This window comes from Dactylosporangium sp. NPDC005555, from assembly GCF_040605635.1.
Taxonomy (GTDB): Bacteria; Actinomycetota; Actinomycetes; order Mycobacteriales; family Micromonosporaceae; genus Dactylosporangium.
In genome coordinates, this window is sequence record NZ_JBEXDG010000054.1 from 1 (window position 1) to 20,597 (window position 20,597).

Annotated in this window: 22 protein-coding genes; 11 read left to right on the forward strand and 11 right to left on the reverse strand. The window is 74.1% G+C overall.

What is annotated here, in order from left to right; genetic code table 11:
• Positions 1-156: 156 nt before the first annotated feature.
• From ABZS58_RS39275 to ABZS58_RS39295, 5 genes are all read right to left on the reverse strand, one after another.
• Entirely contained in the window at positions 157-1,215 is a 1,059-nt protein-coding gene (locus ABZS58_RS39275; protein ID WP_354788669.1) for a hemolysin family protein, read from the reverse strand.
• Positions 1,212-2,552: a hemolysin family protein gene (locus ABZS58_RS39280; RefSeq protein WP_354788671.1), complete on the reverse strand. Its 1,341-nt coding sequence runs from the start codon at positions 2,550-2,552 to the stop codon at positions 1,212-1,214. Before ABZS58_RS39280 ends, ABZS58_RS39275 begins: the two co-directional genes overlap by 4 nt.
• Positions 2,553-2,656: 104 nt before the next feature.
• Positions 2,657-3,136, reverse strand: a complete 480-nt coding sequence (locus ABZS58_RS39285) for a phosphoribosyltransferase family protein (protein WP_354788673.1) — start codon at positions 3,134-3,136, stop codon at positions 2,657-2,659.
• A 12-nt stretch (positions 3,137-3,148) separates the two neighbouring features.
• On the reverse strand, positions 3,149-3,982 hold the full coding sequence (locus ABZS58_RS39290) for an alpha/beta hydrolase (protein ID WP_354788675.1): 834 nt from the start codon (positions 3,980-3,982) through the stop codon (positions 3,149-3,151).
• 82 nt (positions 3,983-4,064) lie between these two features.
• Positions 4,065-6,836: an FtsX-like permease family protein gene (locus ABZS58_RS39295; RefSeq protein ID WP_354788676.1), complete on the reverse strand. Its 2,772-nt coding sequence runs from the start codon at positions 6,834-6,836 to the stop codon at positions 4,065-4,067.
• A 56-nt stretch (positions 6,837-6,892) separates the two neighbouring features.
• Here ABZS58_RS39295 and aqpZ point away from each other — a divergent pair, with 56 nt between their 5' ends.
• Positions 6,893-7,684 (forward strand): aquaporin Z, encoded by a 792-nt coding sequence (gene aqpZ, locus ABZS58_RS39300; protein WP_354788678.1) that lies wholly within the window; start codon positions 6,893-6,895, stop codon positions 7,682-7,684.
• A gap of 145 nt (positions 7,685-7,829) precedes the next feature.
• Here aqpZ and ABZS58_RS39305 read toward each other — a convergent pair whose 3' ends face one another.
• The gene (locus tag ABZS58_RS39305) at positions 7,830-8,507 is read right to left on the reverse strand and encodes a pentapeptide repeat-containing protein (RefSeq protein WP_354788680.1); all 678 of its coding nucleotides are present in this window, start codon (positions 8,505-8,507) and stop codon (positions 7,830-7,832) included.
• Entirely contained in the window at positions 8,504-9,748 is a 1,245-nt protein-coding gene (locus ABZS58_RS39310; protein WP_354788681.1) for a PQQ-dependent sugar dehydrogenase, read from the reverse strand. Before ABZS58_RS39310 ends, ABZS58_RS39305 begins: the two co-directional genes overlap by 4 nt.
• Positions 9,749-9,917: 169 nt before the next feature.
• Between ABZS58_RS39310 and ABZS58_RS39315 the strand changes: the two genes are divergently transcribed.
• The 8 genes from ABZS58_RS39315 (at position 9,918) to ABZS58_RS39350 (ending at position 16,322) form a co-directional block, all read left to right on the forward strand.
• Positions 9,918-10,274 carry a hypothetical protein gene (locus tag ABZS58_RS39315; protein WP_354788683.1) on the forward strand — a complete coding sequence of 119 codons (357 nt, stop codon included), beginning with the start codon at positions 9,918-9,920 and terminating at the stop codon, positions 10,272-10,274.
• Positions 10,275-10,430: 156 nt separating this feature from the next.
• Complete coding sequence (locus ABZS58_RS39320) at positions 10,431-11,393, forward strand: ATP-binding protein (protein WP_354788685.1); 963 nt, start codon at positions 10,431-10,433, stop codon at positions 11,391-11,393.
• A 72-nt stretch (positions 11,394-11,465) separates the two neighbouring features.
• Positions 11,466-11,858, forward strand: a complete 393-nt coding sequence (locus tag ABZS58_RS39325; RefSeq protein ID WP_354788686.1) for an SCO5389 family protein — start codon at positions 11,466-11,468, stop codon at positions 11,856-11,858.
• Between the two features lie 168 nt (positions 11,859-12,026).
• A complete protein-coding gene (locus ABZS58_RS39330) occupies positions 12,027-12,971 on the forward strand; it encodes a metal ABC transporter substrate-binding protein (RefSeq protein ID WP_354788687.1) in 945 nt (314 codons plus the stop codon).
• Positions 12,964-13,683: an ABC transporter ATP-binding protein gene (locus ABZS58_RS39335; RefSeq protein ID WP_354788689.1), complete on the forward strand. Its 720-nt coding sequence runs from the start codon at positions 12,964-12,966 to the stop codon at positions 13,681-13,683. The genes ABZS58_RS39330 and ABZS58_RS39335 overlap by 8 nt, the downstream gene beginning before the upstream one ends.
• A gap of 8 nt (positions 13,684-13,691) precedes the next feature.
• The gene (locus ABZS58_RS39340; RefSeq protein WP_354788690.1) at positions 13,692-14,549 is read left to right on the forward strand and encodes a metal ABC transporter permease; all 858 of its coding nucleotides are present in this window, start codon (positions 13,692-13,694) and stop codon (positions 14,547-14,549) included.
• The gene (locus tag ABZS58_RS39345) at positions 14,542-15,408 is read left to right on the forward strand and encodes a metal ABC transporter permease (protein WP_354788691.1); all 867 of its coding nucleotides are present in this window, start codon (positions 14,542-14,544) and stop codon (positions 15,406-15,408) included. Before ABZS58_RS39340 ends, ABZS58_RS39345 begins: the two co-directional genes overlap by 8 nt.
• On the forward strand, positions 15,333-16,322 hold the full coding sequence (locus ABZS58_RS39350) for an ADP-ribosylglycohydrolase family protein (protein ID WP_354788693.1): 990 nt from the start codon (positions 15,333-15,335) through the stop codon (positions 16,320-16,322). Before ABZS58_RS39345 ends, ABZS58_RS39350 begins: the two co-directional genes overlap by 76 nt.
• 236 nt (positions 16,323-16,558) lie before the next feature.
• Here the strand turns inward: ABZS58_RS39350 and ABZS58_RS39355 are convergent, their stop codons facing one another.
• The 3 genes from ABZS58_RS39355 to ABZS58_RS39365 all read right to left on the reverse strand — a co-directional run bounded on the left by ABZS58_RS39355 (position 16,559) and on the right by ABZS58_RS39365 (position 18,400).
• Complete coding sequence (locus tag ABZS58_RS39355) at positions 16,559-17,569, reverse strand: discoidin domain-containing protein (protein ID WP_354788694.1); 1,011 nt, start codon at positions 17,567-17,569, stop codon at positions 16,559-16,561.
• A 116-nt stretch (positions 17,570-17,685) separates the two neighbouring features.
• The gene (locus ABZS58_RS39360; RefSeq protein ID WP_354788696.1) at positions 17,686-17,898 is read right to left on the reverse strand and encodes a hypothetical protein; all 213 of its coding nucleotides are present in this window, start codon (positions 17,896-17,898) and stop codon (positions 17,686-17,688) included.
• A gap of 64 nt (positions 17,899-17,962) precedes the next feature.
• Positions 17,963-18,400, reverse strand: a complete 438-nt coding sequence (locus ABZS58_RS39365) for an alpha-hydroxy-acid oxidizing protein (protein ID WP_354788697.1) — start codon at positions 18,398-18,400, stop codon at positions 17,963-17,965.
• Between ABZS58_RS39365 and ABZS58_RS39370 the strand changes: the two genes are divergently transcribed.
• Together ABZS58_RS39370 and ABZS58_RS39375 are read left to right on the forward strand one after the other, a co-directional pair.
• Positions 18,399-18,917, forward strand: coding sequence for an NUDIX domain-containing protein (locus ABZS58_RS39370; protein WP_354788698.1), 519 nt, complete (start codon positions 18,399-18,401; stop codon positions 18,915-18,917). The genes ABZS58_RS39365 and ABZS58_RS39370 overlap by 2 nt on opposite strands.
• Before the next feature lie 252 nt (positions 18,918-19,169).
• A complete protein-coding gene (locus tag ABZS58_RS39375; RefSeq protein ID WP_354788700.1) occupies positions 19,170-19,373 on the forward strand; it encodes a cold-shock protein in 204 nt (67 codons plus the stop codon).
• 62 nt (positions 19,374-19,435) lie between these two features.
• Here the strand turns inward: ABZS58_RS39375 and ABZS58_RS39380 are convergent, their stop codons facing one another.
• A complete protein-coding gene (locus ABZS58_RS39380; protein WP_354788701.1) occupies positions 19,436-20,326 on the reverse strand; it encodes an ABC transporter substrate-binding protein in 891 nt (296 codons plus the stop codon).
• Positions 20,327-20,597 lie beyond the last annotated feature (271 nt).

Consider the following 20,597-nt stretch of genomic DNA (forward strand, 5'->3'; position numbering starts at 1 on the left):
GAATGATCACGGGTGGCCGTACCCATGTCCTTGCGACACACCGAAACCAGCCCGAAAGATCGAAGATCTTCGGGCCGACCGGTTAAAACTCAAGCTATGACGACACAGACTCTTCCAGATCATGAAAAATAGGCCGCCCGCCGGCGCGGTGGTGGCTCAGCCGCTGACGCGGGCCGCCGGGGTGATCGGGTCGGTCTCGTCGTCGAACTCGCCGATGACCTCCTCCAGGAGGTCCTCCAGGGCGACGAGACCGATGGGCGACCCGTCGTCCGTGGCGACGGCCAGCTGCGCCCTCGACTCGCGCATCGACCGCACCGCGGCCAGGACGCTGGTGCGCGCCGGCAGGGTGTACGCGGCGATCATCAGGTCCGCCGCGGTCGCCTGCGTGCCGGCCGTCGTGGCCCGCAACGCGTCACGCACGTGCACGACGCCGACGACGCCGCCGGACGGGTCGACGACGGGGAAGCGGGACCGGCCGGTGGCCTGGTTCGCCTGCTCGACGTCGGAGGCGCTGGCTGCCGACGGTACCGTCACCATCTCCGCACCGGGGGTCATCACCTCGGCGATCGTGGTGCCCTGCAGTTGCAGCATCCGGCTGAGCAGCTGGTGCTGGTCCTGGGCGAGCGTGCCGTGCTGGCGGGAGGACTCCAGCAGCATCATCAGCTCCTCAGGCCCGTGCGCCGCCGACAGCTCGTCCTGCGGCTGCACCTTGATCAGCCGCAGGCAGGCGTTGGCGAGGCCGTTGAGCAGGGCCAGCAGCGGGCGTACGAGCCGGGTGAACGCTCTGAACGGCAGCGCCAGACCCCGGGCGGAGCGCTCCGGGTCGCTGATCGCCCACGACTTCGGGGCCATCTCGCCGACCACCATGTGCAGGAACACCACAACGGCGAGGGCGATCACGAACGAGATCGGGTAGCTGAACCGCTCCGAGACGCCCACGGCGTGGAACAGCGGGTCGAGCAGGTGCGCGATCGCGGGCTCCGCGAGTGCGCCCAGCCCCAGCGAGCACAGGGTGATGCCGAGCTGTGCCCCGGCGAGCATCAGCGACAGCTCCCGGCTGCCGGCGAGCGCGGCCCGTGCCGCCCGGCTGCCGTCGGCGGCGGCCTGCTCCAAGCGGTGCCGCTTACTGGCGACGAGCGCGAACTCGGCGGCGACGAAGAACCCGTTCGCCGCCAGCAACAGCGCCGACACCAGCAGCGCCCATCCAGTGCTCACGCCGACACCCGCATCCGGGTGACGCGGACGGTGTTCGGCACGTGGCGGTGCACGGTGAGCACCTCGAGCCGCACCGGCCTGGGCGTCGCGTCCTCGTCGGGCTGCGCGGGCGGCAGGGTGACCTCGACGATGTCGCCGGGGCGCGGGATGCGGCCGAGCCGCTGCAGCACGAGCCCCGACACGGTGTCGTAGTCGTCGCTCTCCGGCAGGATCACGCCGGTCGTCCGGGCGACCTCGTCGACCCGCCAGCGGGCCGGGACCAGCCACGAGCCGTCCGGCTGGCGGACCGCCGACGGCTCCGGGGCGTCGTCCTCGTCCCGGATCGACCCGACGAGCTCCTCGGCGACGTCCTCCAGGGTGATGATGCCGGCGAAGCCGCCGTACTCGTCGATGACGCAGGCCAGCTGGCGGTGCTCAGTGCGCAGCCGCTCCAGGACCATGGGCAGCGCCGCCGTCGACGGCACCAGGACCGGCGGCAGCGCGATCTCGGCCATCGTCACGCGGTGCCGCTCCGCCGCGGGCAGGGCGACGAGGTCGGCGCCGCCGACGACGCCGATGAGGTCGTCGACGCTGTCACCGACGACGGGGAAGCGGGTGTGCCCGGTGTCGAACAGCTCGACGAGACGGATCGCGGGATCCGTCGCGGCGACGGTGACCACGTCGACCCGGGCGATCATCGCCTCCTCGGCGGTACGCGCGCGGAAGGCCAGACCGCGTTGCAGCAGCTGCGAGGTGTCGGCGTCGAGCAGCCCACCGGTCCGCGACTCGGCGATGATGCGCTCCAGGTCCTCCGGCGTGGCGCCCTCGGGCAGCTCCTCGATCGGCTCGATGCCGACCCGGCGCAGCAGCCGGTTCGCGGCGGCGTCGAACATCCGGATCAGCGGCCCGGCCGCCGCCAGGTAGAACAGGGTGAAGCGGGCCAGGCCGCGGGCGAGGGCCTCCGGCCGGGCGATCGCCCAGTTCTTCGGGCCGAGCTCGCCGAGGACCATCTGCACGATGGTCGCCGTCAGCAGCGCGAGGACCACGGCCGCGGACGCGCTCGCGGCGCGCGGGACACCGGCGAGGCCGAGCAGGTCGGCGAGGCCGCGGCCGAGGAACGGCTCGGCGACGAACCCGACGAGCAGCGCCGTCACGGTGATGCCGAGCTGCGCGCCGGACAGCATGAACGACAGCCGCCCGGTCACCCGCAGCGCCCGCCGGGACGAGTGGTCACCGCCGTCGGCGGCGCGCTTGAGCTTGCCCCGGTCGACGGCGACGTAGGCGAACTCGGCCGCCACGAAGTAGCCGGTTGCGGCGGTGAGCAGGACGATGAGTGCGAGACCGATCGCGATCAGCATGAGGGCCTTGCCTGCTCATGCGTCGTGGACCGGGTCAGCCGGGCGAGGCCCGGCCCGGTACTCCAACCAACCATGATCAGACGCTAGCAGCCTTCGCTGAACGTTCACTGGGAACGCGGCGCCACCGGCGGCTCGGCCGACCACGGAAAGTTGATCCACCGGTCGGTGCGGCGCCACACGTACCGGCAGCGCACGGCGGTCGCCGGCTTCTCGTACAGCACGGCGATCCGGACGTCGGCGGCGTGCGCGAGGCAGAAGTCCCGCACGACCCGCAACGTGGCGCCGGTGTCGGCGACGTCGTCGGCGATGAGGACGCGCGCCCCGGCGAGGTCGGCGCCGTCGGGCGTCGGGCGCAGCACCACCGGCGCGTCGAGACGCTCCTCGACGCCCGTGTAGTACAGGACGTTCATCATCACGACGCTCTTCACGTCGAGGGCGTACCCGAGGGCACCGGCGAGGAGCAGCCCGCCGCGCGCGACGGCGAGCACCACGTCGGGCCGGAACCCGTCGTCGGCGACGCGCTGCGCGAGGACCCGCGACGCGTCCCCGAACTCCTGCCAGCCGAGCTCTTCCCGCTCGTCCATGTCCATGACCCTCTACCGCAGGAAGCCGGCGACGGTCGTCGCGAGCCAGGCCGGGTCGTCGAGCCACGGGCTGTGCCCGCCGCCCGGCTGGACGGCGACCTCGGCGTGCGGGAACAGCCCCGCGTACTCGGCGGCGCGCTTCGGCGGCAGCGCCACGTCGTACTCACCCGCCGTGAGCAGCACCCGGGCCCGCAGGTCGGCGACGGCGGCCCGGGCCGCGGCCGGGTCGGCGCCGGTGTAGTACGCGGCCGCGGCCTCGTCGTTGCGCAGCGCGTGCTGCTCGGCGGCCACCGCCCGGGCCGTGTCGTCCCACCGGCCCCACATGAACGGCGTGATCGCGTCCCGGTCCCCGGCGCCGGGGTCGCCGGCCCAGATCCGCTCGAACGCGGCGAACGCCTCCGGGAACCACGGCTCCCCGCCGCGCAGCTCCGCGACCTCCCGCCGGTCGGCGTCGCTGACCTCGAGGCCGACCACCAGCGGTGACGGGGTCACCAGGACGAGCCGGCCGATCCGGTCGCGGTGGCGGGTGGCGTACAGCACCGCGACGGCCGCCCCCGCCGAGTGCGCGAGCAGGTCGACCCGCTCCAGGCCGAGGTGCTCCCGCAGGGCCTCGACGTCGTCGACGAGCCGGTCGCACCGGTAGGTCGCCGGGTCCTCGGGGACCGCCGACCCGCCGGTGCCGCGCAGGTCCAGCCGGACGAGCTCGTGCCGCGCCGACAGCCCGCCGAGGTCCCCCAGGTAGGCCGACGCCGTCATCGGCCCGCCGGGCAGGCAGATCAGCGGACTCCCGTCGCCGCTGCGGTGGTATGCGAGCCTCGTGCCGTCAACACCGGTGAAGAAGTCCACCGGGCGATGATATGTGCCCCGTCCATCGATGATCGGACCGCTGCGGCGCCGTGAGCAGCGGGCCGGATGGACGGTCGGTCAGTCAGGTCTCGTCGGCGAGGACCTGGGCGGTGGGGAGGCGCTGAAGGAGGGCGGCGGGGATGAGGGCGGCGCAGGTGGCCAGGGCCGCCCCGGCCGCGACCGCCACGGCGGCGGTGGTGAGCAGGCCGGTGGTCAGGTCGCCGACGAGCCAGGCGGCGCCCGTCACGCCGAGCGCGGCTCCCGCGGCGCCGCCGAGCAGGCCGATGCCGAGGCCCTCGGCGGCGACCAGGCGGGCCAGCGCCGACGGGGTCCAGCCGGTGGCGCGGAGGGTGGCGAGCTCGGCGGCGCGGTCGCGGATGTTGAGGTACAGCACGTCGGCGACCGCGAACGCGCCGAGCAGGACCGTGGCGGCGACCGCGATCGTGTCGACGGCCCTGACCCGCAGGGAGACGGCGTCGCCGAGGAGGGTGCCGACGATGGCGCCGTGGAAGCTGTAGGTGATGGCGCCGAGGACGGTGGCGGCGGTGATGCCGATGGCGAGGGCGCCGGCGCCCAGGACGGTCCGGCCGGGGACGCGGACGAGGTTGAGCAGGCCCATGGTGACCGGGCCGCGGGGGCGACCGGCGCGGCGCGGGCGGGTGACCGCGGGGCGCAGCCCGGCGGCCGGGCGGCCCCGGGCCGCGGTGAGGGCGGGCAGCAGGCCGGCGACGAGGGACAGCGCGACCGCGGTCGGCACGGCGAGCAGCGCCTGCGTCCACGTGGTGTGCACGGACAGCAGCGCGCCGAGCGGCGCGGCCAGGCCGAGGGCGCCGAGGCCCGCGACAGCGCCGATGGCGGTGACCTCACCCAGGACCGCCGCGAAGACCCGGTGCGCGGGCCAGCCGAGGGCGGTGAGGGTCGCGAGCTCGGTGCGCCGGTCGCGGACACCGGCGGCGACCGCGTTGGCGAGGAAGAGGGCGCAGACGACGAGGACCAGGACGAAGAGGACGGCGCTCTTGCGGTCGATCGCGGTGATGATGTCGGTGGCCACGCCCTTCTTCACCCAGTGTTCGGTGACGCGCAGCTCCGGGCGCTGGTACTTGCCGGCGACGAGGCTCACGGTCTGCGGGGCGGGTGAGGAGCCGTAGGTGAGATCGACGTCGAGGCCGGTGCGGGCGGAGATGTCCTCGGCGACGAGCCGGACCCGCTCGCGGGAGGTGGCGGAGAAGCCGTGCACGCCGGCGACGCGGACGCGGATCGCGCTCAGCGGACTGCTCTTGTCGGCGCCGATGGTGTCGGTGAGCAGGTCGGGCAGCGCGGCGATGCTGGTGAGCAGCATCGGCGGCGAGGACAGGTAGCCGCCCGGGTTGCCGCCGGGCGCGAGGGGGCGGTCGCCGAGCAGGTCCCGGGTGGGCTGGTCGGCGCCGACGGCCAGCGGCGGCTCGTAGGTCTCCATCGGCACGCGGCTGAGCGGGTTGAACGTGGTGAGCCGGGACGGGTCGAACGTGCCGACGACCCCGAACTCCGTCGTGGTCGGCCCGCCGGACAGGCGGACGGACACGTTCTGCACGGTGCGGAACGACGTGTCGTCGATCTGCCACGGCGCCGGGAACCCGAAGGAGTGCGGCAGCACGTAGGCGGCGGCGTTGTCCGGCACGGGGACCGCGGCGAGGCTGCCGTCGGGGGCCTCGAGGTAGCTGACGCCGCCGGACTGCAGGAGCCATTCGTGGCCGTACACGAAGCCGTAGCCCGCGCCCGCCCGGTCGAGCTCGGTGCGGGTGGTGTGCTGATACGCCGCGTCGGTGTCCAGGACGTCGTCGCGCAGGTGGGTCGCGGGCGCGGCGGTCATCGCGGCGAGCATCGCCTCCGGGGTGCCGCCCGGCATCGCGGTCAGCGGCGCGCGGGACACACTGATGGCGGTGGTGGTGTCCGAGTACCGCCGGGTCGAGGCGAGCACCGGCACGATCTTGCGCTCCTCGAGGCCGACCCCCGGGACGCTGGTGCGCGGCGGCGCGTCGCTGAGGAACGTGCCCTGCGTGGCGCCGCGCAGACCGACCAGCCGGTCCTCGGACGCGGGGTCGACGGCGGCGACGAGCATCGGCTCGTGCCACACGACCGGGATGACGAGCCGGTCCTGCGCGCCCGGCTGGTTGCTCTCGAACCTGCCGTCCGGAAGCCGGCGGACCACGTCGACGAACTGGGTGGTGGCGTCGGTGACCTGACCCGGCTCGGCGATCGGGCAGAGCTGCCGGCCGTCCTCGAGAAAGCCGAAGTTGCCGCCGCACAACTGCTCGAACGTCATCTTCTGGCCGCCGCTGAACGTGAGCTCCGTCCCGCCGGTGGGGACGGGCCACGAGACGTCGTGGGTGGTGACATACACCCAGACGGGCGTGGCCGGGGTGCGGCTGAGGCCGCGGTCCGCCAGGAGCGTGCGGTCGATCCGGATGACCTGCCGGTCCCTGGTGGGGTCGACGAGGTCGGTGAGGTCGACGGGCGCGACGACGGCGGCGTTGACCGCGCCCGCCATCGCGATCGGCGCGGCGACGTCGATGCCGGGCACCGCCCGGACCTTCGCCCAGTCGTCCATGGTGAGGCCGCCGTAGATGCCGGAGACCGCGTTGGGTCGCAGCAGCGCCCGGTCGCCCTCCAGCGGCAGCCTGCTGCCCTTGGGTCGCACGAGGATGTCGTACGCCGCCCGCACGTTGGCCTCCACGGTGCCGGTGACCTCCAGCCGTGCGGTGGCGGAGGCGCCGGTCAGCACGGTGAAGCCGGTGGTGGCGGTGAGCACCCCGAGCAGGAGTGCCACCGCCCGTCCCGCCCGCCCCCGAAGATGCGCCCAGACGAATCGGATCACGTCACCACCTTCGCGCATACATTGTCACAATGCAAGACGCGGTTCACGTGCCACGGGTGAGGACGCGGACGCCGGCCCCCGGCAGGGTCGACGGGGTGGAGACAGCGCCGAAGCTCGGCCGGCGGCTCGCCGTCGAGCTGATCGGCACGTTCTGGCTGGTGTTCGCAGGCTGCGGCACGGCCGTGCTCAGCGCGCGCTTCGACACCGTGGGGGTGGGGCTGCTGGGTGTCGCGTTCGCGTTCGGCCTCGCGGTGCTCACCGGGGCGTACGCGTTCGGGCACATCTCCGGCGGCCACTTCAACCCGGCGGTCACCGTCGGGCTGTGGCTCGGCGGGCGCACCCGGACCGCCGACGTCCTGCCCTACGTCGTGGTGCAGGTCATCGGCGCGCTCGGCGCCGCGGGTGTCCTGCTCGCGGTCGCCGAGGGCCGCAAGGGCTTCAGCGTCGCGCGGGACGGCTTCGCCATCAACGGCTACGGCACCCACTCCCCGGGCGGCTACCACCTCGGCGCCGCGCTGCTGATCGAGGTGGTCCTCACGGCGGTGTTCGTCCTGGTGATCCTCGGCGCGACCGACGTCCGGGCGCCGCGCGGCACGGGCCCTCTCGCGATCGGGCTGACGCTCACCGTCATCCACCTGATCAGCATCCCGGTGACGAACACGTCGGTGAACCCGGCCCGCTCGACGGGCCCGGCGCTCGTCGCCGGCGGCGCCGCCCTGTCCCAGCTGTGGCTGTTCTGGCTGGCGCCGCTCGCCGGGGCGCTCGTGGCGGGCTTCGGCTACCGGCACATCACCGGCGGCACGGGCACGATCGAGGCGGCCGCCGAGGCCCAGGACGTCGACGGCTGACCGGTATCGGAAAGAGCCGCCATCCATTGGGTGGCCCTTCGCGAACGCCGGCGCCCGTTCGGGCTTCGCGTCCTCGGCGCCGATCTGCGCGGCCCGGACCCGGGGAATCCGTGGAAGCGGTGCACGGAAGAGACGAGGTCCGGCTTCACCGCGGTGTGCCGGCCGGGGCGAGGTGACCGGCGCACGACTCGTCGGACTTCGTGCCGTCGGGGCAGACCACGTTGGACCAGGTGGTGTTGCCGAGGGAGGCGCCGTCGAGGCGGGTGCCGCGCAGGTCGGTGTCGGCGAGCCACGCGCCGGTCAGGTCGGCGCCGCGGGCGTCCGCGCCGCCGAGATCGGAGCGGCGCAGCGTGACGTCGCGCAGGTCCGCGTCGCGCAGGTCGGCGCCGCGCAGGCCGACGTCGGTGAGGGTGCCGCCGCGCCAGGTGGTGTCGCGCAGGTCCGCGCGGCCGAGCTCGACACCGGTCAGGGTGGCGTCCTCGGCGTCGGCGCCGGTGAGGTCGGCGCCGGACAGGTCGACGTGCTCCATCGACAGCGACCGCAGGTGCGCCTTGTGCAGGTTCGAGCCGCTGAGGTTCGCCTCCCGCACGAACCCGCGCACCGTGGAGCGTTCCAGGTCGGCGCAGCGCAGCTGCCGGGAGGACAGTTCGGCGTCGTTGACCTCCTGGCGCGGCAGCGACGCGGCGCCGGGCGCGTCGCAGCGCCGTCCGTGCGTTTCGTTCTGCCGCGTGTGTACGAGCAGCAGCACGCCCGACAGCACGGCCCCGGCGGCGAGGCACGCGACCGCCAGCCGCCGGCGCGTCCGGGCCGGAAGCTTCGTCAACGGGGAGCGGGGGAGGTGAGCGGGCGCAGCGTCAGCCGGAGGATCCTGTCGTCCTCAGTGGACGGTCCCCGGTCGAGGCGGCCGTCGCGGTTGGACGTGGTGATCCAGACGCTGCCGTCCGGTGCCTTGATGGCGGTGCGCAGCCGGCCGTACTGCATGGCGAGGGCCTCGACGGGCTTCTTCGTGACGCCGGCGGCGGGGCGCCACCGGACGCCGGGCGCGTCGGGTCCGCCGCCCTCCGGGGGACGGCGGCCGGCCTCCTGCTCGCCGGTGCCGTGGATGCCCACGAGGTACACCCGCTGCCCGCGCAGGCAGGTGACGACGGCGGTGTCGCCCAGCACGGCGACGCCGGCGCTGACCCCGACCTCGGGATGCCAGGCGACGACCGGGTCGATGTACCCGGGTTTGCCGCCGATGCCTTCGACGATCGGCCAGCCGTAGTTGCCGCCGGGCTTGATGACGTTCAGCTCGTCCCAGACGGCCTGGCCGATCTCGGAGACGTACATGGTGCCGTCGGCGTCCCAGTCCATCCCTTCGGGGTTGCGGTGGCCGTACGACCAGATGAGCGAGCCGCGGAACGGGTTGCCCGGCGGGGGCCTGCCGTCGGTGGTCATCCGCAGGACCTTCCCGCCGAGATTGGTGAGCGACTGCGCCGCCTCGGTCATCGATGCCTCGCCGGTCGTCGCGTACAGGTAGCCGTCCGGGCCGAACGCGAGCCGCCCGCCGTCGTGGATGCCGCCGCGCGGGATGCCGGTGAGGATGGGCCGGGGCCGTTCGCCGAGCTTCAGCTTCGCGATCCGGTTGTCGTCCCTGGTCGTGTAGAAGATGTAGACGGTCTGGTCGACGGCGAACCGCGGCGACGCGGCGATGCCGAGCAGCCCGCCCTCGTTGTCCGCCGTCGCCTCGCTGATCTTCGTGACGGGGGTGACGGCGAGGGCGCCGTTGGTCATCCGGCCGGGCCCGACCCGCAGGATCCGCAGCGTCCGCCGCTCGGTCACGAGGGCGCTGCCGTCGGGCAGGAACGTGACGCCCCACGGGATGTCGAGGTGCCGCGCGACGGTGCTGACGGAGACCGCGGCGTCGCCGCTCGCCGACGGGTCGATCGGGCCGTGACCGAAGTACGTGGGGTCGGCGACGCCGGGCGTCGTGGACGGCACCGCGGCGGGCGCGTCCGACGTGCAGCCGGCGGCGAGGGTCAGCAGCGCGCCGAGCATCGCCACCGCGCGGACGGGTGTACCCATGGACCGGCCTCCGCTCGCGCACCCGTACAACGTCTCCCTGCACGATCACGAATTCCGTGGCGACCTGCGTCACCTCCGGCGAAGGATCGTCGCGGCGGCGTTTGACCACGCGGTGGCCGGGGCACCACGGCGGGGAACCCGAGCACCCGCACCCACGAGGGAGACCAGGATGAGACTGCTGACATTGGCCGCCGGGCTCGCCACCGGTTACGTGCTGGGCACGCGTGCCGGCCGGGGCAAGTATGAGCAGATCGTCGAGGGCGCCCGGCAGCTGCGCGCGAACCCGACCTTCGCCCAGGCGTCGGCGACGGCGAAGCACCTCGCGACGGCACCTGGGACGAAGGCCACGCTGACGCCGCCCGCGGCACCGCCCGCCGCGACACCGTCCCCCGCCGCCGCGACACCGTCCGCCGCCACCGCGGCTTCCGCTCCGGCGGACGCGAAGCCCAGGGCGCCACGCCGCGCGCCCGGGCAGGGCGCGACCCCCGGGCAGGGCACACCGGCCGGGATCGCCGACCTGGGGTAGCCCCCCTTACGAGCGATCGGGAAAGCTCCGGACCGACGTCCGGGACGGGCCCCGGACGGACCTCACGGCCCCGGCAGCGTCACGCTGCCGGGGCCGTTCGCGTGCAAACGAGCCGATCCGCTTGACGGTGAAAATGAAAACGGATACCAATAGGGCGTGAAAGCTGCTTTTGTGGGCAAGGGCGGCAGCGGCAAGACGACGCTGGCCGCCCTCTTCGCCCGACATCTCGCCCAGGACCGGGTCGCCCTGCTGGCGATCGACGCGGACATCAACCAGCACCTGGCGGTCGCGCTCGGCGCCGCCCAGGACGAGGCGGCGCTGCTGCCGGCCCTCGGTGACCATCTCGACCTGATCAAGGACCATCTGCGCGGCGAAAACCCGCGCATCGCCTCCGCGGCGGCCATGCTGAAGACGACACCGCCGGGCGCGGGGTCGCGGGTCGTGGACGTCGGCTCCGCCAACCCGGTCTACGACCGCCTCGTCCGGGAGGTCGGCGGGGTGCGGCTCGCGGTGACCGGTCCGTTCGCGGAGGGGGACCTCGGGGTCGCCTGCTACCACTCGAAGGTCGGCGCGGTGGAGCTGCTGCTCAACCACATGGCCGACGGGCCCGGCGAATACGTGGTCGTCGACATGACCGCGGGCGCCGACTCGTTCGCCTCCGGCCTGTTCACCCGGTTCGATCTCACGTTCCTGGTGTGCGAGCCGACCGTGCGCAGCGTCGGCGTCTACCGGCAGTACACCGGCTACGCCCGCGACCACGGGGTGCGGGTCGCGGTCGTCGGCAACAAGGTCGAGGACGGCGACGACGAGCGGTTCCTGCGCGACGAGGTCGGCGACGACCTGCTGTGCGTGCTGGGCCGGTCCCCGTTCGTGAAGGCCGCCGAACGCGGCCGCCACCTGCCGATCGACCACCTGGAGCCGACCAACGCGGGGGCGCTGCGCGCGATGCGGGCGGCGCTGGACGGCTGCGCGAAGGACTGGGCGCGGTATGCGGCGCAGGCCGCCGACTTCCACGCCCGCAACGCGGCCGCCTGGGGCAACGCCCGCACCGGCGCCGACCTCACCACCCAGATCGACCCCGGCTACGTCATGAGCCCGGCGACCGCCGCCGCGCTCTGACATCCGGCGCCACGCATCGAACCCCGCGCCCGGCGACCGTCGCCGGGCCGCAACCGAAAAGGAGCACCATCCATGTCACTCGACGTTCCCGCCGCGCTGCTCGAAAGGGCGGAGGCCGGCCAGGTCGACGACGCCGAGTTCGTCGCCTGTGTGCGCGACTCGCTGCCGTACGCCTGGACCGTCATCACCGGCGTCGCCGCCGACCTGAAGGCGCGCGGGGGCGAGTTCGCCGACCACGAGGTGCCGCCGCCGGGTGAGGCCGAGCGGGGGCAGCTGCTGCGCGCCCTCGCCAGTGACGCGATCCGCGGCGGCCTCGAACGGCACCTCGACGTGCGCCTGGCGTTCCAGAACTGCCACCGCGTCGCCGCGTTCACCCCGGCGGCCGTCGGCGGCGAACGCTGGCTGGCGTTCGTCTCGCCCCGCGGCCAGCTGCTCAACCAGTCCCCGGAACTGCGCGACTGCTGAGCGTCCACCGGTCCCGCACCCGCGCGACCGCCGACCGTCCACAAAGGGCCCGGCGCCGGAATTGGCGCCGGGCCCGCATGCGCACATCGCGATGCGACGGCTCGTTATTGAAAATGAAAACAAGTATCGTTTGCGCGGTCCGACCCCCTGGACTGCGAGGAGCAGACGATGATGAGGATCCGAACGTTCGCGGCGGCCGCGACCGTGCTGGCCGGGCTCGCCGGGTGCGGTGACACCGGCGGTACACCCGCCGCGGCCGGGAACGGAGACCGGCTCGCCGTCGTCGCGACCACCACACAGGTCGCCGACTTCGCCCGCGCGGTCGGCGGCGACCGGGTCAGCGTCACCCAGATCCTGAAGCCGAACATCGACCCGCACGACTACGAGCCGACCGCCGCCGACGTGACCGCGATCGGCAACGCGGCCGTCCTGGTGAAGAACGGCATCGGCCTGGAGGGCTGGCTTGACGCGACGGTCGCCGCCGCGGGCTTCAAGGGCACCGTCGCCGACGCGAGCACCGGCGTGAGGCTCCGCGACGGCAGTGGCGACGGCGAGGGCGAGGGCGAGGGCGAGCGGGACCCGCACATCTGGCACGACCCGCGCAACGCCAAGCTGATGGTGGCCACCATCGAGCGGGCGTTCGCCGCCGCCGCACCCGCCGACGCCGCCGTGTTCGAGCGCAACCTCGGCTCGTACACCACCCGGCTCGACGAGCTCGACGCCACCATCGCGGCCAGGATCGCCTCGCTGCCGCCCGGCAACCGCAAGCTCGTCACCAACCACGACGCGTTCGGCTACTACATCGACCGCTACGGGCTGCAGTACGTCGGCGCGATCATCCCGAGCTTCGACACGTCCGCCGAGCTGTCCGCGAAGGACGTCGACGACATCGTCGCGAAGATCCGCCGGACCGGCACCACGGCCGTGTTCTCCGAGAGCTCGCTGCCGCCGAAGACCGCCGAGGCGATCGGCCGGCAGGCCGGCGTGAAGGTCGTCGCCGGCGAGGACGCCCTCTACGGCGACACCCTCGGCCCCGAGGGCAGCGACGGCGACACCTATCTGAAGATGGAAACCCACAACACCGACACGATCGTCAGGGCCCTCGGTGGCTGAGCCGGCCCTGCTCGTCGACCGCGCCACCGTCGCCTACGGCGGCACCGCCGTCCTGCGCGACGTCAGCGTCGAGGTCTGCGACGGGCAGACCGTCGCGCTCGTCGGCCCCAACGGCGCCGGCAAGTCGACGCTCATCCGCGCCGTCCTCGGGCTCGTCCCGGTCGCCGCCGGCGCCGTCACCGTCCTCGGCCGGTCCCCGGCGGCCGCCCGGCGCGACGTCGCCTACGTCCCGCAGGCCGACACCCTCGACCCGCGGTTCCCGATCTCGGCGGCGCAGGTCGTGCTCATGGGCCGCTACCGGCGGGCCGGCTGGCTGCGCCGCCCCGGCCGCGCCGACCGGGCGGCCGCCGCCGAGGCCCTCGCCGCCGTCGGTCTCGCGGACCGGGCGAGGGCGCGCTTCGGCACGCTCTCCGGCGGGCAGCGGCAGCGGGTCCTGCTCGCCCGCGCCATCGCCCAGCAACCCCGGCTGCTGCTGCTCGACGAACCGTTCAACGGCGTCGACTCGGTCAGCCAGGACGCGCTGCTCGTCGCGATCGGTGCGCTGCGACGGCGGGGGACGGCCGCCGTGATCAGCACGCACGACCTGCGGCTGGCCCACCTGGCCTGCGACCACGCGTGCCTGCTCAACGGTCGCGTGTACGGCGTGGGCCCGGTCGCCCGCGTCCTCACCCCCGACCTGCTGCACGCCGCGTACACGGGCCGGGCCGCGTGATGCACGCCGTGCTGATCGAGCCCTTCACGGTGCCGTTCATGCGCCGGGCCCTCGCCGAGCTGCTGCTGCTCGCCCTGCTCGGCGGGGTCGTGAGCGTGTTCGTGCTGGTCCGGCGGCTCGGCTTCGTCGCCGACACCACCACCCACACCGTCTTTCCCGGTGTCGTCATCGGACACCTGTCCGCCGGTGCCGCCGGTGTACTGCCGGGAGCCCTCGTCGCGGCGGCGGTGACAGCGGTGCTGCTGACCCTGCTCACCCGGTCCGGCCTGGTCACCGACGACACGGCCCTGGCCGTCCTGCTCGCCGGGATGTTCGGCCTGGGCGTGGTGCTGGTGTCGCGGCGCCCGTCGTTCACGTCGGACCTCACGGCGTTCCTGTTCGGCCGGCTGCTCGCGGTCACCACGGCGCAGCTGTGGCAGACCGCCGCCGTCGCCGCCGTCGTGCTGGGCGTGCTCGGGCTGCTGCGCAAGGAACTGTGGCTGCGCGCGTTCGACCCGGTGACGTCGGCCGCGATGGGGTACCGCGCCTGGCTGCTCGACCTGCTGCTCAACGTGAGCGTCGCGCTGGTCGTGGTGGCGGCGGCCCAGTCGGTCGGCACGATCCTCGTCATCGCGTTGCTGGTGGTGCCCGCGGCGGCGGGGCGGCTGCTGTCGTCCCGGCCCCTCGTCATCACGCTCACGGGAGTGGCGGCCGCGGCGCTGGCGGGCTACGGGGGACTCGCCGTCAGCTACCGCGCGTCCGTCACGTACGGCATCCCCCTGGCCAGCGGCGCGACCGTGGTGCTCGTGCTGATCGGCCTCTACGTCCTCGCGCTCCTGTGGTCGTCGTTGTCGTCGCGGCTGGAGGGGGTCAGGGGCGGTGCTTGACGTCGCGTTCCACCGGGCGCTCATCGAGGCGGCGCTCGTCGGCACGGCCGCCGGGCTGCTCGGGGTGCAGGTCGTCCTGCGCCGGCTCGCGTTCTTCACCATGGCGATGACGCATGCCACGTTCCCCGGTGTCGTCGTCGCCGCGGTCGCCGGGGTCAGCCTGTACATCGGCGGCGCCGCGACCGCGCTCATCGCCGCCCTGGCCGTCGCCGGCCTGTCCCGGCGCCACGACACGGGCACCGCCACGGCCGTCGCGCTCGCCGCGGGGTTCGCCGCCGGGGTCGCGCTGCTGTCGGCGCAGCAGGGGTTCGCGAAGGACCTCACGGCGTACCTCGTCGGCTCCGTCCTCACCGTCACCCGGCAGGACCTCGCGGTCGCCGCTGGTGTCACCGCCGTCGTCGCGGCCGTGCTCGCCGCCGGGGGAAGAGTGCTGACGTTCACCGCGTTCGACCGGGACGGCGCCCGCGCCGCCGGTCTCCCCGTCGCCGCCGTCGACGCCGCGGTCCTGCTGCTCGTCGCCGCCGTCGTCGTCACCGCCGTCCCGGCCGCCGGCACGATCCTGACCGTCGCCCTCGTCGTCTCCCCGGCCGGCACCGCCAGGCTGTGGACCGACCGGATCGGCCCCATGACCGCCGTCGCCGTCGCGGTCGCCGTCGGAGGCGCCACCGGCGGCCTGCTGCTGTCCCGTGCCTGGGACGTCGCCGCCGGTGGCGCGGTCAGCCTGACCGTGGCGGCCTGCTTCGGTGTCTCCCTGCTCGCCGCGCCCCCGCTACGATCCTGGGCATGTCGACTGCAGCCTCAGGGTGCCTGTTCGGTCTCGCGTACGGCGACGCCCTCGGCAAACCCACCGAGTTCATGACGGTCGACGCCATCGTCGCGCGGTACGGGCCGGGCGGCCCCAGACAGCTCGAAGGCGACCCGGCGCTCGTCACCGACGACACCCAGATGACCCTCGCCGTCGGCTGGGCCCTGCTGGACGCCGCCGCCCCCACCCCCGCGGCGCTGGAGCCGTTGCTGCGCGCCAGGTTCGTCGAGTGGGCACACAGCCCCGACAACGACCGCGCGCCCGGCATGACCTGCCTGCGCGCCTGCGGCGGCCTGTCCCGGGGCGTGCCGTGGGTCGAGGCGACCGTCGCGGGCTCCAAGGGCTGCGGCGCCAACATGCGGGTCGCGCCGGTCGGCCTCGCCCCCTACGACCTGGACACCCTCGCCGGCGTCGCGCAGCTGCAGGCGGCCATGACCCACGGCCACCCGACGGCGCTCGCCGCCAGCGAGCTCACCGCGTACGCCGTCCGCCTCCTCCGCGACGGCGCATCCCTCGCGTCACTGCCCGCCGCGCTGCGGTCGCGGTGCGAGTCGCAGCGGACGACCTACCGGTCGGACTGGCTCGGCGAGCTCTGGCAGCAGCCCGCCGTCGCCACCCCCGCCGACTTCATCAGCCGCGGCTGGGACGAGTGCCTCGCCGTCCTGGACCGCCTCGACCTGGCCCTGTCCCGCCCCGACGACGGCGGCAACCCGTGCGCGGCGACCGGCGAGGGCTGGATCGCCGAGGAGGCTCTCGCCACCGCCCTGCTGTGCGCGGTCCGCCACGCCGACGACCCGGTCACCGCCCTCGCCCGCGCCGCCACCACGTCCGGCGACTCCGACTCGATCGCCTGCCTGGCGGGCGCGTTCATCGGCGCCGAACGCGGCATGCCCGCCTGGCCGTCCGCGTGGCTCGACCGCATCGAGTACGCCCCCGCCCTCGCCACCCTCGGCCGCGCCTGGGACTGACCGCCACGGCGCGCCCACCGTCCTCGCCGCGCCGGGCCGCCCCTGGAACCGCCGTTCGCCCGTGAGGCTGCCGTTCGCCCGGGGTCGCCGTTCCCCTGAGGCCGCCGTTCTGTTGAGCGCGGCTCGCGTCCGGTGCCCTGGGCCGTGCCTGGGCCGCACCTGGGGCTGCCGTGCGACGTGCGTGGCACCTCCGCCGTAGCTGCGACCGCGCCCGCGGCGGTGCCGGGACCGGCGCCTCAGCGGATCTCGAGCTCGAACAGTGAGTAGCCGTACATGCCGTTGCGCCGGGCGCCGTTCATCCGGACGTAGCGCGCGGGGGTCGCGGCGATGCGCACGGTCTGCAGGCCGCCGGTGCCTTCGGTGGTGCGCCACACGGTGCTCCAGGTCGCGCCGTCGGGGCTGACGGCGATGTCGTACTCGACGCCGTAGGCCGCCTCCCATCGCAGCACCACCTCGGTGACCAGCCACACCTTGCCGAGGTCGACGCTGATCCACTGCGGGTCGCTGAAGGCGCTGCTCCACCGCGTGCCCGGGTTGCCGTCGACCGCGTTGCCCGGCAGATACGCGTCGCCCTCCACGGACGACGACGTGGCGGGCCGGCTCAGCGCGAGGTTGGCTCCGCCCGGATTCGCCGCGCCGCCGGGCGTCCGGGCGGCGGACGCACCCGTCGTCGCCGACCTCCCCGGCGTCGCCTGCCGGGAGGGGGTCCGGGACCCGCCACCCGGGCTCGCCGCCGCCGACGAGCCCCGAACGCCGTCCGGCGACGACGCGCCGGACTCCGACGACCCGGCGGACGGCAACGCCCCGGCCGACGGCAACGGCAAGGCGGACGGCGCCGCTCCGGCCGGGCTCCCCGCGTCCCGCAGGTGCAGCGCCACCGCCGTGCCGAGGACAGCGACCGCCACGACGACGGCAACGACAGCGAACACCACCCGCCGCCGCGCCGCCGCTGCGGGCGCCACATCGCCCGGCCCGGCCTCCGCACCGCCACCCGCCCCCGCGTCGCCGCTGGTCCCTGCGTCGGGGCCGGCCTTCGCGCGGTCGGCGGCCCTGGGGGTGTCGCCGGGCTTTGCCGGTCGGCGTGGTGCCGCGGACCGGGCGAACGAGCGGGTCAAGGGCCGGGACCGGTGCGCGCCGTCGGGCCGGGATGCCGCCGGTGCCGGGTCCGCGGGGTCCGCCGGGGTTTCCGGGTCGGGTGTGACATAGGGCCTGACGAGGCGAGGTGGCTCGGACTCCTCGTGCGCCACCGATCACTCCCCTCAGGCCGGACCGCCCGACGGTTCGGAGCATAGGGGCGCACGCGCCCCGCCGCTGGGAAGTCGCCGGACCCGGCATCCCCCGCACCACCGTCCCGCCGGGGACGTCACCGCCGCGGTGCGACACCGCTCCGCCGGCGCGGGAGGTCGAGCAAGGAGGCCGGAAGGCTGCGCTCCAGGGCGAGGCAGATCCAGGTGACCGCGACCGCGAGCAGGACCGGCTCGGCGACCGCGAGCAGCACCTGCGTCGCCGGGGCCGCGTCCGACACGGGGCCGATGAGCACGGCGTGGAGGATCGCCAGGACCGGCATGTGGAGCACGGGGGAAGGCGGCGCGACCTGCGCGGGAAGACTCAGGTCCGGCTGAGTGGCGGTACTCAGCCGATCAGGAGGACGGCACGAGCAGCGACCGGGTGACGGCGGCCAGGTCGGGGACGCCGACCAGGGCCATGGTCAGGTCCAGCTCCGCGATGATGTTGTCGGCGACCTGCTGTACACCGGCCGCACCGGCAAGCGCGAGGCCGTAGATGTGCGGCCGGCCCAGCAGGCACGCGTCGGCGCCGAGGGCGAGGGCGACGAACACGTCGGCGCCGGAGCGGATGCCGCTGTCGAAGAGCACCGTCGGGTCCGGTCCGACGGCCTCGCGGACGGTGACGAGCGCGTCGAGGGCGGCGATCGCGTGGTCGACCTGCCGGCCGCCGTGGTTGGACACGATGATCCCGTCGACGCCGGCGTCGACGCCGGTCCGGGCGTCATCCGGGTGCACGATCGTGGTGTCGAGGGCCATCTGCCTGACCCGTCCCGGCCCGGGGGTGCTCGTCATGGTTGCCCATCATCCCCAACGGACCGCGCACCGCAAAGGTCGCTACCGTCGGGTCGTGACGAAGCACCGGCCCGCCGCGCGGGTCATCTGCCTGGACGCCGCCGACCGGGTGCTGCTGCTGCGCTGGCGGGACCCGTTCGACGGCAGGTGGCTGTGGGAGCCGCCCGGCGGTGGCATCGACCCCGGTGAGACCCCGTTCGACGCGGCCCGGCGGGAGCTGGCCGAGGAGACCGGCCTCGACCCGGCGGCCGTGCGGGACCGGTGCGTGGAGGTGGAGCGCGACTCCTGGTGGAAGGGCACCCGGTATGTCGGGATCGAGCAGTTCTTCGTCGCCCGGTTCGCCGGCGACCGGCCGCCGCTGGTGCGGACCGGCCTGCTGCCCGACGAGCGGCAGACCCTGGACACGCACGCGTGGGTCGCCTGGCAGGACCTGGCGGCGCTGCCCGACGAGCTGCAGCCGCCGCACCTGCTCGACGTCCTGACCGCCCTGGCGCCGGACGGCCCCTGGGCCCGGTGAGATCGACGTGGGCGGCGGCGCTCATACGCGTTCAGCCTATCGGGCGATCAACTGTGTTGCGAAATACAAACGATCAGGTGAAACTTTTCGGGTGTTTCATCCGCTTTATTCCTCATTTACCTCAAGGATTCGTGTGACGAACGGGTGGTCTCGGCTGTTTCTATGGGGTCACTGGCAGTACGGTGGTCCTCGGTGAGGTCTTCACTGCCGGCAAAGATGGTCGGCAGGACTCACTGTGTTCAGGAGGAACGCGTGGCTAGCGGTACCGTGAAGTGGTTCAACTCCGAAAAAGGCTTCGGCTTCATCCAGCAGGACGACGGCGGCGCGGACGTCTTCGTGCACTACTCGGCGATCGCGAGCAGCGGCTACCGCGAGCTGTCCGAGGGCCAGAAGGTCGAGTACGACGTGACCCAGGGCCAGAAGGGCCCGCAGGCGGACAACGTTCGCGGCATCTGATCGTCCTGCTCCGGAAGCCGCGCATTCGCCGGTGACCGCAGCGTTGCGGGCCCGTGCGGCGCTCACTCGATGAGCGTGGCACGGGCCCGTTGCCGTTCCCCGAGCTGAGCGTCCGGGCAGGCGTCCGGGTGCAGCAGCGCCGCGAGGGCCTCGACCCCGTCGACGAGCCGCGGCCCGGGCCGCACCACGATGCCGTCCGCGTCGATCGCCCACACCGACGCGTCCGGGAAGCGCGGCGCGACCAACCGGGCCTGCTCGGTGGCGCCGTCCAGGTGGAAGCCGCACGGCGCCACCACGACCACGTCCGGCGCGGCGGCGGTCAGCGCCTCCCACGTCGTGGCCCGCGACCGGGCACCGGGATGCGCGGCGACGGGCTCCCCGCCGGCGGCCGTGACCAGGTCGGGCACCCAGTGCCCGGCGGTGAACGGCGGGTCGGTCCACTCCACCACCAGCACCCGCGGCCGGGGACGGCCCGCCACGGCGGCGGCCACCGCGTCCAGCCGGGCCCGCAGGCCCGCGACGAGCCGCGCGGCCCGGTCCGCGACGCCCGCGCGGTCACCCACCTCGAGGATCGTGCCGAGCACCTCGTCGAGGGAGTGCGGGTCGAGCGACAGCACGTCCGCGCGGCACCCGAGGTGCTCCAGGGCGTCCGACACGTGACCGGACGGCAGCGCGCACACCCGGCACAGGTCCTGCGTGAGGATCAGCTCGGGGTCGAGGCCCGCCAGAGCTCCGGCGTGCAGCGTGTACAGGTCGTCGCCGACCGCGAACCGCTCCCGCACATACGCGTCGATCTCGCCCGGCGCCATCCCGCGGGTGTCGCGCCCGCCGACGACCACGGTCTTGTCCACCCTCGCCGACGGCGGCTCGTCGCACTCGAAGGTCACGCCGACCAGGTCGTCGCCCAGCCCGAGGGCGTAGACGATCTCGGTCGCGGACGGCAGCAACGACACCAGGCGCACCCCGGTAAGCCTAAGGGTGGGTGAACACGCGCCGGGTTTCACCCGGTCACACTTCACCGTTGCGCCGCCCCGCATTCACCCTGCGTGACGAGGTTGATCGGATAGCCTCGTCGAGGGATGCGATCAACCCCGCGTCTCCTCCCCCCGCAGATCTGTCAGCGATGTCTGACGCTGGTCCCGCCCGGCCCGCGTCCCCGACCCGTCGCGCGTGCGCGAGGGAGAGGTATGTGGTGACGCGGTCACGGCCACGGCACGGGCGGAA